Source organism: Actinacidiphila rubida (assembly GCF_900110255.1).
Lineage (GTDB): Bacteria > Actinomycetota > Actinomycetes > Streptomycetales > Streptomycetaceae > Actinacidiphila > Actinacidiphila rubida.
In genome coordinates, this window is record NZ_FODD01000038.1 from 1 (window position 1) to 15,609 (window position 15,609).

Genomic DNA, 15,609 nt, shown 5'->3' on the forward strand with positions numbered 1-15,609 from the left:
CGAGGGCATCCACCGCAATGTGATCCGTGAGTCCAGCGGCAACCCGCAGGCGATCAACCTGTGGGACATCAACGCCCGCAACGGCATTCCCTCGAAGGGCCTGCTGCAGGTGATCGACCCCACCTTCAAGCGGTTCCACGTCGCCGGCACCTCATGGAACATCTACAACCCGGTCGCCAACATCACCGCCGCGTGCAACTACGCGGCCGACCGGTACGGCTCGATGGACAACGTCAACTCCGCCTACTGATCGGCACCCACTGATCGACAGCAGGCCGAGCCCGGCAGCAGCGGTGGGCCCGCCCCCTCATCCGAGGGGGCGGGCCCACCGCTTTCCGCCGTGAGGGGTGACGCCCGCCGGGACGTTCCCCACCGTGGCGGACGGGCACGCGCGGCCGCCCGTCGCGCCGTACGGCGAGTGCGACGGCCGGCAGGAGAACAGGGCGGAGACGTGCACGATCGAGGCGGACGACATCGTGCGTTTCCGGGGTGATCCGGATATGACGGAACGCGCTCTGGGACGAGAATGCTCGCAACCGAGAGGCCTGGACTCCTAGGGAGGTACCGGGAATTCACCGCGTTCCCGCACGGAGTTCGCTTTCGGGCGGCCCCGACGGCGGCCACTCAAGAGGCTGACGAGCCGTCAGTTCAGGTGTGGAGAGCGGCACTTGGCGTCACGGGAGGGCCCACTGGCGCCACCGGCGGACGTGTGGAGGATCGGGCACGACAGGGGCGTGCCGCGTGGAGCCCTGATAACTGGTCGTATTAGTGTGACTGGTGGTGAAGACCGGCGCCGTACGCCGCCTGACGGCGACCCTGCGCGCGGAGAACTCGACACCCTTTCAGATCTGGGCTCTTCGAAGGATCAGCATCTTGCACAAGAAGAGAACGCGGCGGCGGCTGTCCGTCGCGATCGCGGTGGGCACGCTGGCCGCGGGCGGCCTGGCCGCCCTGCCGATCACGGCACTGGCCGACACGACGAGTGGCGGCTCCGGAACGGCGGACGCCGCACGGCAGCAGGAGTTCGCCTCCGCCGCTGCGGAGTACCACGTCCCGCCGAGCGTGCTGCTCGGCCTGGCGTACCAGGAGTCGGCGTGGGAGTCGCACGGCGCGCGGGCCAGCTCCGACGGCGGCTACGGCCCCCTGCACCTGACCGACGTGACCCCGGCCATGATGGCCGTCGGCGGCGCGGGGGCCGCGGGCCGCAGTGACCTGGCGTCGATGGCGGCGAACCCGGCCCTGCACACCCTTCGGGCCGCCGCGACGCTGACCGGCCTCTCCGCGGAGGCCCTGCGCACCGACCCCGCCGCCAACATCCGTGGCGGCGCGGCCCTGCTGGCCTCGTACGAGAAGGAGGTGACCGGCGGCGCACCCACCGACCCGGCGCAGTGGTACGGCGCCGTGGCCCGCTACAGCCAGTCTCCGCAGCAGCGGGGCGCGGCCGGCTTCGCCGACCGCGTCTTCGGCACGATCCGCGGCGGAGCGGCCACCGACACCGAGGACGGCCAGCGGGTCCGGCTGACCGCCTCGCCCGCGGTGCGCCCCGCCACCGCCCAGCTGGGCCGGCTGCACCTGAAGGCGTCGGCGGCGACCGATACCGAGTGCCCGCCGGCCGTGCAGTGCACGTTCGTCGCGGGCTCCCCCGCCGGCCTGCAGGTGTCCGACCGCCCGGCCAACGGCCTCAAGATCGACACCATCGTCATCCACGACCTGGAGTCCTCGTACGACGCCGGTGTCGCGGGCCTGGCCAACCCGACGAACGGGGTGTCGACGCACTACGTCATGCGGTCCTCCGACGGCGCGGTGACCCAGATGGTGCCGACGAAGGACATCGCCTTCCAGGCCGGCGACTACTCCACGAACCTGCACTCCATCGGCATCGAGCACGAGGGCTACGCCGTGCAGGGCGCCACCTGGTACACGGAGGCGCAGTACGAGGCGACCGCCGATCTGGTGACCTACCTCGCGCACCGGTTCGGCATCCCGCTGGACCGCCAGCACATCCTCGGCCATGACAACGTCGCGGGGCCGAGCCTGAGCGGTGTCCGCGCGCAGCACTGGGACCCGGGGCCGAGCTGGGACTGGGACCACTTCATGAGGCTGCTGAACGCGCCGCTCAGCGGACTCCGCGGCACCTCGCCGGTCGGATCGGTCGTGACCATCGACCCGGCCTTCGACACAAACGTGCAGACCGTCCAGGTGTGCCCGATCGACGACCCGACGGGTGCCACGACCGCGTGCACCGACCGGCAGCAGGAGTCGAACTTCGTGTACCTGCGCACCGCGCCGGACGCGTCGGCCCCGCTCTTCGGTGACCAGGCGATCCACGGCACGGGCCCGGGCACGGACGAGATCAGCGACTGGGGCAGCACCGCCGTGGCCGGCCAGCAGTTCGTCGTCGCCGACCAGCAGGGCGACTGGACCGCGATCTGGTACAGCGGCGCGGAGGTGTGGTTCTTCAACCCCGGCGGCCAGAACACCAAGCAGGCCTACGGCGTGCAGACCGTCAGTGCCGCGGGCACCGCCCCGGTGGCCGTGTACGGTTCGAGCTACCCGGACGCCGCCGAGTACCCCGCCGGGCTGGGCGCCTCCACGCAGGCTCCGATCAGCGGCTACACCGTGCCCCCGGGCCAGGCGTACGTCGCCACGCAGCCGCCCTTCGCGACGGTGGACTACTTCAAGTCCAGCGGCACGGTCGTCACCGGCGCGAAGACGATGTACACGATCCAGTTCAACCACCGTGTCGCGCTGGTGTACTCCGGCGACGTCACGGCGACTCCCGTGACCCGGCACTGGGAGGACGGCGGCGCCGCGCACTGACCCGCGCACGCCCGCAGGCGTCCGGTGGCCCGGCCGGGGTGAACCCCCGGCCGGGCCACCGGCACGCCAGGGGCGCGACGCCGCCCGCCCGCGGCCGGGTCCGCGAGGGTGCGGGATCCGCCGGCGCCGGACCGTCGCGGTTCAGCGGAACTTCGTGGTCAGCCAGAAGAACGTGCTGGTCCCCAGCCCGTACGCGAGGTGGCCGGTCAGATCGTCCGCCAGGGTCTTCGCGTCGTACTTCCAGATCTGCTGGTAGAGGCCGGCCTGGGGCAGGACGACGTAACCGCCGGCCCAGATGGCCGCGCCGAAGGGCAGGCCGTGGACGGGGCGGGCCTTGGCCGAGGACCCGGCCGCGATCCCGTAGAGCGCCCCGCAGGCGGAACCGTAGGCCCAGTGCGCGACGGTGCTGGTGAGCCATGCCCAGCGAGGAGGGATCCGGCGTTGCGTGAAGCCTTCGAGCACCCGTTTGGCGATCTGGCCCGGGGCAGGGGCCTCGTCCCAGTCGGCGACCGGCGGGAACTCCCACTCCGCCGGGCTGTCCTTGCCGCCCCCGCGCCGGTATCTCAGGTAGCGCACGGTGTCCATCGTGGCGGTCCCGACCGCGCCGGCCACGAGGCCGCGGACGACGGCGGCAACCGGTGTGAGCTGCCGTGGGGGAAGTCCTGTCTGCATGCTGTCCATAGCGATGACCACTCCGCGGATGGTGTGCTCATCCGCTGTACGGCCCGGGTTGGCGGGGCTGGGGGACGCTGGCAGGGCGAACCGGCCGCCCACCTGCGGCGGCGCGACTTCCAGCGTCCCACCGCGCACCGCCCGCCGCACCATGAGCACCCCGAGACCCGGCGGAGGGCCCGGCGACGGTCCTGAGCGCTCCGGTGCTCCTCTCCCTCCCCGGGCCGCGCAAGACCCGGGCGCACGCCGTCGCCCGGGCCTCGACGCGTCGCGTCACCTCACCAGCGGTTCGCCACCTGCGGGGCGATCAGCTCCTCGTACACCTCGCGGACCGCGTCGAGGGTGTCCTGCGGGAGCGGGGCGAGCGCCGCCGCCGCCGCGTTGCCGCGGGCCTGCTCCGGCGACCGGGCGCCGGGGATGACCACCGAGACGCCGGGCTGGTCGATGATCCACCGGAGGGCGAACTGCGCCATCGCGACCTCCTCCGGGACCAGCGGGCGCAGCCGGCGCACGGCCTCGAGCCCGGCGGCGAAGTCGACGCCGGAGAAGGTCTCGCCGACGTCGAAGGCCTCGCCGTGCCGGTTGTAGTTCCGGTGGTCGTCGGCGGCAAAGGTGGTGCTCTCGTCGTAGCGGCCGCTCAGCAGGCCGCTGGCCAGCGGCACCCGCGCGACGATGCCGACGCCGGCCTCGAGCGCGGCCGGGAGGACCTCCCGCAGCGGCCCGAGCCGCAGCATGTTGAGGATGATCTGCACGCTGGCCACGCCGGGCCTGGCGATGGCCGTCAGAGCCTCGGCCCGGGTCTCCACGCTCACCCCGTACGCCGCGATGCGCTCCTCGGCCACCAGGGTGTCCAGGGCGTCGAACACCGCGTCGTCGCCGTAGACCGCGGTGGGCGGGCAGTGCAGCTGGACGAGGTCGAGCCGGTCGACGCCGAGGTTGGCGCGGGAACGGTCGGTCCAGGCACGGAAGTTGTCCAGCGTGTAGGCGGCCGGCTCCTGCGGCACCCTTCGGCCCATCTTGGTGGCCACGGTGACGCCCTCGGCGCCGCCGCCGGCGAGGAACCGGCCGATCAGCTGCTCGCTGCGGCCGTCCCCGTAGACGTCGGCGGTGTCGATGAACGTCACACCCGCCTCGACGGCCGCGGCCAGCACCGACCGCGCCTGGCTCTCGTCGACGGTCCCCCAGTCCGCCCCCAGCTGCCAGGCGCCCAGCCCCACCACGCCGACCTTCCGGCCGGTCCGGCCCAGAACGCGTTCCTCCACGATCACCACTCCGCTCTCACGCTGCCGCTTCGTTCCCCGCGGGGCGGGTCGCCGCGTGCGGCCGGCTCCACACCGGCAGCACCGGCCGCACACGGCGTTCCGCTCCCCGGGGTCCCCACGCTAACGCGCGACGGAGCAGCACCGCCGCCCGGCCGCTCCATGCCGCCGCGGCGTGTCCGCCGGCCGCGTCGCCAAGGGGCGGGTCCGTCCTCTCCGGACGGCCCCTTCACGGGGCACGAACCGGTCGGCCGCCGGCCGGCTTCGCCGTCCTCACCAGTGACGCCGACGCCCGCGGTCACCGCCGTCGATGAGCGCGTCGCCGCCTTCGAACACCGCGCCACTCGGGGCCTGTTCAGCGCGGTTCAGGTCAACAGCAGCCTCCATAGGGCCACTTCGTCCCCTACGAAAACTCCGGCGACGTGATGCACGACGTGCGGGAGACGTCCGGCAGTGTTCGAATGGCAGCGGAAGACGGAGCTGGCCAGCCTCGTTTAAGGTTCAACTACACGCGCCTCGCCCCCTAGAGGTCCGCGACCGTCCCCCTGCCCGCAGTTGGCAGCGGTCAACGAACGGAGACACAGTGAGCAGCATCGTTGTCGTCGGAGGCACCACGGGCCTGGGCCGGGAAGTGGCACGGTTCCACGCCGAGCGGGGTGACACCGTGGTGATCACCGGACGGGACGCGGAGCGAACGGACCTGGCCGCCAAGGAGATCGGCGCCGCCAGGGGCCTCGCTCTCGACCTCACGCGCCCGAAGGAGATCGCGTCGGCACTTGCGGACGTGGGACGGGTGGACGGCCTCGTGCTCGGCGCGATCACCCGCGACCACAACACCCTGGCCTCGTACGACATCGACGGCGCCCTCCAGTTGATGACGCTGAAGCTCGTCGGCTACACGGCGACGGTGCACGCCCTGCACGACCGTCTGCACGACGACAGCTCCGTCGTGGTCTTCGGCGGACAGGCCAAGGAGCGCGCGTATCCGGGGTCGATATCCGTGTCGACCGTCAACGCGGCCGTCACGGGCCTCGTGCGCGCGCTGGCGACGGAGCTGGCTCCCGTCCGGGTCAACGCCCTTCACCCCGGCATCGTCGGCGACAGCCCGTTCTGGGCGGACAAGCCCCTCGACGCGGTCACCGAGCGGACCCCGACCGGCCGGTTGGCCTCCATGGCCGACGTGGTGGACGCCGTCGACTTCCTGCTGCGCAACCGCGGGATCAATGGCGTCGACCTGGCCGTCGACGGCGGGTGGGTGCTGCGCTGACGCCCCGGCGCCGGACATCCCCGCAGCCGGGCGCGGCCCGCGCCTCGGCGGGCCGGTCGTCTCCCGGCTCACCGCACCGGCCCGCGCGTCCCGGACGCTCGGGCCGGACGCGCGGGCCCGACGCGCTGTCCGCGGCAGGTGCCGGCGGCGAAGGTCCCGGTCAGACGGCCGGGTCGGGCAGGATCTCGCGGACCTCCTGGGCGCAGCGGCACGCGGACGCGAACTTGGCGGCCCACTTCAGCGCGTCCTCGCGGGAGGGCACGTCGACGATGGCGAACCCGCCGAGGACCGCCTTGGTCTCGGGGAACGGACCGGCGGCGACGGTGCCGTCGGTGGCCACGATGCTCGCCTGCTGGGTCGCCAGACCGCCGCCGAAGACCCACGCCCCGGCGTCCTGCGCCTCCCGGACGACCGCGTGCGCGGCCTCGCCCACCTCGGGCAGGTCCTCCTCGGGGAAGGTCATCGCTCCGTCGTCGAACGAGATCAGATACCGGGTCATACGGGACTCCCTCGGCCGGTGGCCGCCGTCGGCCGGCTCCACCCTACGACGAGCGGTCCCGTCGGATCCGGCACTCGCCGCGGATGCCAGCACGGGCTTTCGCGGCGTGGCACCGGCGGTCCCGAGGCGCCGGGGTCCCGAGGCGCCGGTGCATAGGCTGGGGCCGGCCGGATCCGGACGGAACCCGGGTGGGCGACACGCCGGCGCAGAACAACGACGGGAGTTCGACGTGAGCGACGCGCACGACTGGAACCAGCGGATCATCGACGAGTTCCGGGCGCACGAGGGCAGGGTCGGCGGCGACTTCGAGGGCGCCCCGCTGGTCCTGCTGCACCACCTCGGCCGCAAGAGCGGGCGGGAGTACGTCGCGCCCGTGATGTACCTGCCGCACGAGACCGACCCGGACGTCGTCTACGTCTTCGCGTCCAGGGGCGGCGCACCGACCGATCCGGACTGGTACGTCAACCTGACCGCCGCCGGCGACGGCACCGTCGAACGCGGCACCGAGACCTACCGGGTGACCGTCCGCGACCTGCCCGGCGAGGAGCGCGACCGGGTCTACGCCGAGCAGGCACGGCGCTACCCGGGCTTCGCCGAGTACGCCCGCCGGACCGCGGGGATCCGCACCATTCCCGTGCTCGAACTCAGCCGGGCGTAGGCCGCGCTCCCGCCGTCCGCGGCGGGGCAGCGCCGCGGCCGTCGCCGGCAGCCACCACGCGTGGCCCGGCGACGGCCGCGCGCGCCTCCGGCCGTGGTGCGTGCGGCGGACGCGTCGAAGGGGCCGGCCGCGCTCCCGTGACCTGCCCGCGGTTCAGCGGCCGTCGGGCAGGTACCAGTGGTGGGGGCGGACGAGGCGCCGGATGCCCTCCGGGCCCCACGAGCCCCGGGCGTACGACTCCACCGGCGGGGGGTTCGTCAGCAGCGGCTCGGACACCTCCCAGAGGCGTTCGATGCCCTCGGAACTCGTGAAGAGCGCCTGGTCGCCCAGCATCGCCTCCAGGAGCAGGCGCTCGTAGCCCTCCAGGCCGTGGTCCTCGGAGAACGAGCCGGCGTAGTCGAACGTCATCTCCGCCGTGCAGAGCCGCATGTAGGGACCGGGCTCCTTCGTCAGGAAGCGCGCGGTGATGCTGCCGGGATCGTCGAAGTCGATCGCGAGCGTGTTGCTGCGGGCCGCCTCGCCGCCGTGCTCGGCGAGCGGGAACATCCTCAGCGGCGGCTGCCGGAAGGACAGCGTCACCATGTGCCGCCCCTCGGCCAGTGCCTTGCCGGAGCGCAGGTGGAACGGCACTCCCGCCCAGCGCCAGTTGTCGATCTCGACCCGCAGCGCGGTGAAGGTGTCGGTGTCGGAGGCGGGGTCGACACCGGGCTCCGCCCGGTACCCCTCGTACTGGCCGCGGACCACGTGCGCCGGGTCGATCGGCCGCAGGCTCCGGAAGACCTTGTCCCTCTCGGCGCGCAGCGAGTCCGCGTCGAGGACCGCGGGCGGTTCCATGGCGACGAAGCCGAGGAGCTGGAAGAGATGGGTGACGATCATGTCCCGGAAGGTGCCGGTGCCCTCGAAGAACCGCGCGCGGCCCTGGATGTCGATCCGCTCAGGCACGTCGATCTGCACGTGGCTGATGTGCTGGCGGTTCCAGATCGGTTCGAACAGGCCGTTGGAGAAACGCAGCGAGAGGACGTTGTCGACGGACTCCTTGCCCAGGAAGTGGTCGATGCGGAAGACCCGGGACTCGTCGAAGACGGCGTGGAGCTCGGCCTGCAGGGCGCGCGCCGAGGCCAGGTCGGTGCCGAACGGCTTCTCGACGATCACCCGGGCGTCGTCGCTCAGCTCGCTCGCGCCGACCATCCGCACCACGGAGCTGAACGCGACCGGCGGCACGGCGAGATGGAACAGCCGTCGGGGCTGTCCGCCCACCGCGCGTTCGGCCGCGCGGACGGCGTCGAGCAGCGGTCCGACGTCGTCGGGGTCCGCGGCTCCGAAGGTCAGCGACTCGGCGAACGCCTCCCAGCCGGGGCCCTCGGGCGGCGTCCGGCCGAACTCGGCGACGGCCTGCCGTGCGTGCTCGCGGAACTCCGCCTCGCTCGGCGCACCGGCGGCGGGGGCGGAGCCCACGACGCGGAAACCGTCGGGCAGCAGGCCCGCCTTGGCGAGGTGGAACAGGCCCGGCAGCAGCTTGCGCCGGGCCAGATCGCCTGTCGCCCCGAAGATGACGAGGACGTGGTTCTCCGGCCGCGGTCCCTTGTCCGTTGCATGATGCCCACTCATGGCCGCATCCCGCCTCTCGATCCGTCGGCCTCGCCGCCTTGCGTCGTTCCGCAAGAGTGACCCGTGGCGACGAAGATCTCACACCGTGTCATGAGCGTGGGTGAGGCAGGCCGTCGATGCGCTCAGCACGCCCGGCTTCGCGCCCCACCGCCGCGCTCCGCCTCTGCCCCCGCCCTCGCCTCCGCGCGGCCGGTTCCGCGCCCCCTGTCGGGCGGCCCGCCGCGGCACCTCCCTTGCCGCGCCTGACCGGCGATCAGAGCGCGGCGGACGCGGGGTGGGCACACCTTCCCGGCGCCGCACGGCACGCCCGCTACTCACACATATGCGACACCCGCACACCCCGGCCCTTGCGACACACGTGTTAGTGTGTGGTGCGCACATCAGTGAAGGTGTGATGCTCCCGGCGGGTGTTCCGCCCGGGCCGGCGGCCGCGGGCCGCACCACAGTTCACGCGGGGTCGGCCGGGCCACCGGCCCGGCCGCCGGCGACCAGTTCAGGGAGGCGGAAGCCATGACGGCGACCGACGGGGTGACGGACTACAAGGGCGCGAACGGCGTGCTGTACCACGCGACGCCCGACGACCTGAAGGACCACGCACACGACATCGCCACCACCCAGCAGACCATCATCGGCGAGATCGCCGCGCTGCGGAGCTACGCCGTGCAGATGGAGGACATCTGGAAGGGCTACGCGTCGAACACCTTCCAGGACCTGATGACCGAGTGGGACCGGTTCGCCCACCGGCTGGGCAACGTCCTCGGCGAGATCTCGACCTCCCTGGTCGGGAGCGCCGACAACTACGCGCGCGCCGAACACGCGAACACGACGGTGCTCTCGGGCGTGTCGGCTTCGATGCCGCCGGCCCGCCTGTCCTGACGCCGCCGCCACTCACACGTACACGGAGGAGCCGAGTTGACCGCGATCGACAACATGCCCATCAGCGTCCAGACGGAACTGGAGTCGGCGCCGGGGACCATCGAGGCACGCGCCGAGACCATCATGGGCGAGCTCAAGGCCCTGCAGAACCGCATCCTGGCCATGCCCGAGACGTGGATCGCCCAGTCCTCGACGGAGTTCCAGGACCGGATGCGCGAGTGGGACGCCTCGGCCACCGGCCTGTTCGGCACGCGGGGCGACGGCGGGGTGCTCGGCGACATCGCCAACCGGCTCCAGACCATCTGGGAGAACTACGTCGAGGCCGAGGGCGCCAACACCAAGACGTGGGCCTCCAGGTAATGATCCGGCGCGGCGGGCTCGCCCGCCGCCCCCACATGCGACAAGGACGAAACACCCTGTGGAGAACGAACGCTGCCATGTGACCGTGGTGGGCGCACGGCGGCGGGTTGATCTCGCCGTGCCCGCGGACGCGGCCATCGCGGAGTACACCCCGGCCCTGCTGACCCTCCTGGGCGAGGTGGAGTTCGACGACACCCTGCCCCCGGTCTGGTCGCTCGCGCTGCCCGGCGGGCCGCCGTTCGGTCCGCAGGCCTCCCTGCGGGAGTGCGGCGTCGTGGACGGCGCGACGCTGTACCTGCGGGACGCCGCCACCGGGGAGTTCGACGAGCCGGTGGTCACCGACCTGGAGGAGAAGGTCGAGGAGGCCGGCGAGGAGGTCAGCGTGTGGGGCCGGCGGACGCGCGCCTACACCACCCTGGTCCTCGGCGTCCTCGGCATGATCGCCGGCTTCGTCGCGCTCGGGGCGACGGGCGGCCGTTCGACGGTGCTGCCGGCCGCCGCCGGCGCCGCGGTCCTCGTCGCCTTCTCGCTGCTCGCGCTGGTGTGGCAGGCCACCCGCCAGGGCTGGTCGCTGCCGCTGGGACTGCGCCTGGTGATGGCCTGTGCCGCCGTACCGCTGCTGGCCGTGGCGGCGGCCTCGTTGCCCCCGGCCACCTCCGGCGACGGCCCGCACGCGGGCGCGGTGCTGGTGGCGTTGTGCGCGGGAGCCGTGCTCGGCGCGCTCGCCGCGCTGCTGGCGGTCCGCCACGCGACGACGCTGATGGCCGCCGCGATGGCCGGCTTCGCCCTGGTGCTGACGGTGTGTCTGACCGCCGGTCACGCCTCGCTGCTGGAGTCCGCCGCGGTCGTGGGCGTCGCCCTGCTCGCCGTCCTGGGGGTCGCGCCCCGGCTCTCCGGGCACTTCGCCGTCCTGGCCGGTCACTCCGGCGGGGCCGACGGCCGCCGTGGGGAGGCCGACGTCTCCCACCTGGTGCGGCGCGGCCGGCGGCTGCTCGTCGGCACGAACGTCGTGGTGTCCGTCGTCGCCACTGCCTGCCTGCTCGTGCTCGGTTCGGCGCACCAGCGCTACGCCGTGGCGCTGGCGGCCTGCCTGGGCCTGGCGTTCGTGCTGCGCGCGGGGCGGCTGACGGTGGCGTCGGCCGTGGTGCCGGTGGTGCTCGCGGGGGCGACCGGCCTGACCGCCACGCTCCTCACGGCCCCCGGCACGTTCGGGGCGCCGGACTGGACGGGGGCCACCGTGCTGGTCGCGGCGGCCGTGCTCGCCCTCGCGGTGGGCCTGGTGCGGGCGTTCCGCACCGACGCGCCCGACGTCCGCCCCGCGTGGATCGACCCGTTCGCCGGATTTCTCACGGTGGTCTGCGTGCCGCTCGTGGTGGGCGTCTTCGGCGTCTACGGCGCGATGATGAACTCGGGGCACACCCCGTGACGCGCGCGGCGATCGGAGTGCGCCGCCCGTGAAGCGCACCGTACTCCGGGTCGCGGACCGCGGATGGGGCACCTACCGGACCCTCACGGCAGCGCTCCGGGCCGCCGGCGAGAACACCGTGGTGCACGTCCAGCCGGGGGTCTACCGCGAGTCCCTGGTCCTGGACGGCGACGTCGTCGTGGCGGCGGAGAAGGGCCCGGGGACCGTGCGCGTCGTGGCCGCGCACGGCCCCGCCGTACGCGTCAGCGACGGCACCCCCGTGCTGCGGCAGCTGACGCTCGAGGGCGGCGCGGACCGCGGTCCCACGGTGGTCGCCGCCGGGGGCGCGCCGGTCCTGGAAGGCTGCGAAATCGCGGGCCGGGTCGAGGTCGTCCAGTCCGCCCGCGCCGAACTGCGCTCGTGCACGGTGCGGGACGCCCCCGGTTCCGGCGTCCACGTCACGGGGACCGCCCGGGCGGTCCTCGACGCCTGCGTCGTCCAGGGCGCGGCCGGGCACGGCCTGACGGTGGGCGACGCCGCCCGCGCGGACGTGCGCGGCACCACCGTCGAGCGCGTCACCGGCTCCGGCATCGTGATGCTGGGCGCGTCCGCGGGCACCTTCGACGACTGCACGGTCCGCCGCACCGGCGACGCGGGACTCGTGGTGCGGGCCGGCGCCCACCCCCTGCTGCGCGGCTGCCGGCTGCACGACACCAAGGCGCAGGGGATCAGGATCGCCGCCCCCTCCGGCGGCGCGGCCCCCGCCGCGACGGCCCCTCCCGCGGACGGCGCGGCGGCCGGCGCCGGTCAGGAGGAGTCGCGGATCCGGCTGGAGGGGTGCGAGGTCTTCGGCACCGGCCAGGAGGGGGTGCTGGCGTCCGCGGCGGCCGTTCTGCGGCTGTCGGACTGCCACGTCCACGACACGGGCGGGGCCGGCGTGATCGTCGCGGGCCCGGCCCGGGTGGAGTTGGAGGCGACCCGCGTGGTCGACGTCCCCAGCACCGGCCTGGCCGTCATGGATGAGGCACACCTGCTGGTGAGCGGCGGCACCGTGGCCCGCACCGGCGCCAACGGCGTGCACGCGACGGACGGTTGCACGGTCCGGCTCACCGGCTGCGAGATCTCGGCGACCGCGTACACCGCCGTGAACGTGAGCGGGCGCGCGCGGGCCGAACTGCGCGGCTGCACCGTGCGGGACAGCGCCCAGCACGGGGTGCGGGTGGAGGGCGCGGCGACCCTGGACGCCGACGACAGCCGCGTGGAGCGGGCGGCCATGTCAGGCGTCGACGTCAAGGGCGGCGACGCGGTGCTGCGCCGCTGCGTGATCAGCGACGCGGAGACCGGTGTCCGGCTGGAGACCGGGCACCGCCCGCTGCTGGCGGGCTGCGAGGTGCTGCGCTCCGGCCGGACCGGCATCGAGGTCGCCGCGGCCACCGGCGCGATCGTGCGCGGTGGCCGGGTCGAGGACTGCGGTTCCGCGGGTGTCTTCCTCGACGAGGGCGGCGAGTCGTGGATCGAGGACCTGGCGATCTCCGGTACCCGGGGCAGCGGACTGGTGATCTGGGCGGGTGCGCGGCCGCGGGTGCGGTCGGTGACCGTCGCGGACACGGGCAAGAACGGCGTGTACGCGGGCGACGGCGCCGGGGGCCTGCTGGAGGACTGCACGCTGTCCGCGACCGCCTTTCCGGCGGTGTACGTGGGTGCCAAGGCCGCTCCGGTGCTGCGCCGTTGCCTGATCCGGGACACGGAGGAGGACCTGTCGCAGGCCGACGACGCGGCGGCCCGGTTCGAGGAGTGCCGCAGCACCGGCGTCAAGGTCACGAGCCTGCCGGCGGCCGCGCCCGTTCCGGCGGCGGCCGGTGCGACGGTCACCGCGGGCCCGGGCTCGCCCGCCGCGACGGCCGCCGCCGTGACGGGCGCCGAAGGGGCCGGCGAGGACCAACTGCCGGCGCTGCTGTCCGAACTGGAGCAACTGGTGGGCCTGGACGGCGTCAAGCGTGAAGTGGCCTCCATGGCGAAACTGATGCAGATGGTGAAACGGCGCCAGGAGGCGGGTCTGCAACCGCCGCCGCTGAGCCGGCACCTGATCTTCGCGGGCAACCCGGGCACCGGGAAGACGACGGTGGCCCGGCTGTACGGCCGGCTGCTGGCCGCCCTGGGCCTGCTGGCCCGGGGGCACCTGGTGGAGGCCGACCGCACCGCTCTGGTGGGCGAGTACGTGGGGCACACCGCGCCGAAGACCACCGGCGTGTTCCGCCAGGCGCTGGGCGGCGTGCTGTTCATCGACGAGGCCTACGCCCTCGTGCCCGTCGGGCAGAGCAACGACTTCGGCCACGAGGCCATCTCCACGCTGGTGAAGCTGATGGAGGACCACCGCGACGACGTGGTGGTGATCGCGGCCGGCTACCCGCAGGACATGGAACGCCTCATCGACTCCAACCCCGGACTGGCGTCCCGCTTCACCCGCACCCTCAGCTTCGACGACTACTCGTCGGCCGACCTGGTCCGCATCGTCCGGTACCAGGCGTCCCAGCACGACTACGACGTCCCCGAGGAGACCGCGGCGACGCTGCTCGCGCACTTCGACGCCATCGAGCGGACCGAGCGCTTCGGCAACGGCCGCACCGCCCGGCAGGCGTTCCAGCGGATGACCGAGCAGCACGCCATGCGGGTCGCCGACCTGGCCGATCCCACCGGCGAGGACCTGACGGTGCTCCGGCCGGCCGACGTGCCCGCGGCGGTGGCGTGATGTCCCGTCACCACCGCGGGCGCGCCGGGCACGGCGCGGGACCCGGGTCAGTGCGTGACCGGGCCCGGCGGTTCGGGGAACCCCGCCGCCTTGTCGATGTGCGCGTAGGACTGGCCGGAGGCGTTGATCATGGCGATGTAGTCACCGAGCAGTTCCAGCGCGTTGCTCTGCATGGCCAGGGCCTTCTGCATCGCGGGGTTGATGTGCCGGGCGAACTCGTCGCCGATGTCGGCCAGGGTGTTCTGGTCGTCCTTGTCCTCCCAGTCCGGGGCCGGAGCCGGCGAGCCGCCCGAGGGGTTCGGCGTCTGGGACGCGGTGTTCTGCCCGGAGGAGATCGTCTTCGCGGTGTGCGCCGGTCCCCAGAACTGGCCGTGCGCGGCGTGGTCGACCTGCCCGCGCAGCCACTCGTAGTTGGAGATCGCGTCGCGGCTCCGGGCCAGCAGGGTGTTCTCGGTGGCCCGCACGGCCGCCGCGTCGAAGAGGATCGGGCCGCTGTCGGCGACGTCCGACGACGACTGGCCGGCCGCCTGGCCGTCCGGGTCGAGGTTGAAGCTGGGCGGGACGTCCCAGGTGACCCCCATCGCCGGGACGAGATCGTAGAAGTCCTTCCCGGCGTCCGGGTCGTCGTCGCTCTGGCGCGAATCGGACAACGTTTCCTCCGCTGTGTGTGCCCGGCGGCGGGCCGGGCGGCAACTCCGCCCTCGGGGCGGTCGATTGATCCCAGAATGTCACAGATACGTATGTCGGAGGAACCTCGGTTCCGCCGGTCCGGGCCGCGGCCCGGGCCGGCGAACGACACACGTGCCCGGCACACGACAGGAAGGACGGCCTCGTGACGCCACCGTCAGGGAGCGGTTCCGGCGTGGGGGACGACGTGGCCACCCCCACCTCGCCGGTCCTCGACCGCGCGGCCCCCACGGCCGCGCACACCTCGCCGGTCCTGGACCGCGCGGCACCGCAGGCGGCCGCCCCGGGCGGCGCGGACGGCGGCGCGGCCACGCAGCGCGTCCCCTTCCTCGATCGCGCGGCACCGCACACCACGTCCCCGGGCGGCACACATGTGCTCACCTCGTCCGGGTCGGACAGGTTCGCGACGACGAGCGGCGGGGGTCACGGGAGTGCGCACGGTCCGGGATCGCACACGCTCCAGGAGTTCAGGGTCGCCCTTGAGGAGCTCCAGCACGCGATCACCGTCGTGAACGGGCACCGGGCGCAGGTGGCGGACCTGCTCGCGCAGATCCACACCGCGTTCGTCGCGGCCCACGACTCCTGGCAGAGCCCGTCGGCCACGACGTTCGAGACGACGGCGACCTGGTTCGCGGACTGCTCGCAGGCGCTCAAGGACCTGCTGGACGAGATGGCCCGGCGCATGCGGACCACCTACGACACGTATCACGCGGCCGAGACCGCCAACGCCCACAACTCCGGAGGCTGAC

At 73.5% G+C, this 15,609-nt stretch carries 14 protein-coding genes; 9 read left to right on the forward strand and 5 right to left on the reverse strand.

The features are described 5' to 3' along the window. Together BMW99_RS30240 and BMW99_RS30245 are read left to right on the forward strand one after the other, a co-directional pair. Positions 1-250: transglycosylase SLT domain-containing protein (locus tag BMW99_RS30240; RefSeq protein WP_177226119.1), on the forward strand; the 250-nt coding region annotated here is incomplete at its 5' end. A 623-nt stretch (positions 251-873) separates the two neighbouring features. Continuing rightward, positions 874-2,820, forward strand: a complete 1,947-nt coding sequence (locus tag BMW99_RS30245) for an N-acetylmuramoyl-L-alanine amidase (RefSeq protein ID WP_069463441.1) — start codon at positions 874-876, stop codon at positions 2,818-2,820. A 141-nt stretch (positions 2,821-2,961) separates the two neighbouring features. On the opposite strand, the gene BMW99_RS30250 is transcribed toward BMW99_RS30245, so the two are convergent. Together BMW99_RS30250 and BMW99_RS30255 are read right to left on the reverse strand one after the other, a co-directional pair. After that, positions 2,962-3,513, reverse strand: coding sequence for a hypothetical protein (locus tag BMW99_RS30250; RefSeq protein ID WP_141726115.1), 552 nt, complete (start codon positions 3,511-3,513; stop codon positions 2,962-2,964). A 257-nt stretch (positions 3,514-3,770) separates the two neighbouring features. Continuing rightward, complete coding sequence (locus BMW99_RS30255; protein ID WP_069463445.1) at positions 3,771-4,754, reverse strand: aldo/keto reductase; 984 nt, start codon at positions 4,752-4,754, stop codon at positions 3,771-3,773. Between the two features lie 580 nt (positions 4,755-5,334). Between BMW99_RS30255 and BMW99_RS30260 the strand changes: the two genes are divergently transcribed. After that, complete coding sequence (locus tag BMW99_RS30260) at positions 5,335-6,018, forward strand: SDR family NAD(P)-dependent oxidoreductase (RefSeq protein ID WP_069463439.1); 684 nt, start codon at positions 5,335-5,337, stop codon at positions 6,016-6,018. A gap of 160 nt (positions 6,019-6,178) precedes the next feature. Here BMW99_RS30260 and BMW99_RS30265 read toward each other — a convergent pair whose 3' ends face one another. Further along, the gene (locus tag BMW99_RS30265) at positions 6,179-6,517 is read right to left on the reverse strand and encodes a YciI family protein (protein WP_069463438.1); all 339 of its coding nucleotides are present in this window, start codon (positions 6,515-6,517) and stop codon (positions 6,179-6,181) included. Positions 6,518-6,746: 229 nt separating this feature from the next. On the opposite strand from BMW99_RS30265, the gene BMW99_RS30270 reads away from it, so the two are divergent. Next, a complete protein-coding gene (locus BMW99_RS30270; protein ID WP_069463437.1) occupies positions 6,747-7,175 on the forward strand; it encodes a nitroreductase family deazaflavin-dependent oxidoreductase in 429 nt (142 codons plus the stop codon). Positions 7,176-7,328: 153 nt separating this feature from the next. Here the strand turns inward: BMW99_RS30270 and zwf are convergent, their stop codons facing one another. Continuing rightward, complete coding sequence (gene zwf, locus BMW99_RS30275; RefSeq protein WP_075017933.1) at positions 7,329-8,783, reverse strand: glucose-6-phosphate dehydrogenase; 1,455 nt, start codon at positions 8,781-8,783, stop codon at positions 7,329-7,331. A 510-nt stretch (positions 8,784-9,293) separates the two neighbouring features. On the opposite strand from zwf, the gene BMW99_RS30280 reads away from it, so the two are divergent. The 4 genes from BMW99_RS30280 to BMW99_RS30295 are packed head-to-tail and all read left to right on the forward strand — an operon-like array spanning position 9,294 to position 14,173. Beyond that, a complete protein-coding gene (locus BMW99_RS30280; RefSeq protein ID WP_069462837.1) occupies positions 9,294-9,659 on the forward strand; it encodes a WXG100 family type VII secretion target in 366 nt (121 codons plus the stop codon). Positions 9,660-9,695: 36 nt separating this feature from the next. Next, on the forward strand, positions 9,696-10,019 hold the full coding sequence (locus tag BMW99_RS30285) for a WXG100 family type VII secretion target (protein WP_069462836.1): 324 nt from the start codon (positions 9,696-9,698) through the stop codon (positions 10,017-10,019). 58 nt (positions 10,020-10,077) lie between these two features. Next, positions 10,078-11,445 (forward strand): type VII secretion integral membrane protein EccD, encoded by a 1,368-nt coding sequence (eccD, locus tag BMW99_RS30290; RefSeq protein ID WP_069462835.1) that lies wholly within the window; start codon positions 10,078-10,080, stop codon positions 11,443-11,445. Between the two features lie 28 nt (positions 11,446-11,473). After that, a complete protein-coding gene (locus BMW99_RS30295; RefSeq protein WP_069462834.1) occupies positions 11,474-14,173 on the forward strand; it encodes a right-handed parallel beta-helix repeat-containing protein in 2,700 nt (899 codons plus the stop codon). 47 nt (positions 14,174-14,220) lie between these two features. On the opposite strand, the gene BMW99_RS30300 is transcribed toward BMW99_RS30295, so the two are convergent. Next, a complete protein-coding gene (locus BMW99_RS30300) occupies positions 14,221-14,823 on the reverse strand; it encodes a hypothetical protein (protein WP_069462833.1) in 603 nt (200 codons plus the stop codon). A 212-nt stretch (positions 14,824-15,035) separates the two neighbouring features. Here BMW99_RS30300 and BMW99_RS30305 point away from each other — a divergent pair, with 212 nt between their 5' ends. Continuing rightward, positions 15,036-15,608 (forward strand): WXG100 family type VII secretion target, encoded by a 573-nt coding sequence (locus tag BMW99_RS30305; RefSeq protein WP_069462832.1) that lies wholly within the window; start codon positions 15,036-15,038, stop codon positions 15,606-15,608. The last annotated feature ends 1 nt before the right edge of the window (position 15,609 follow it).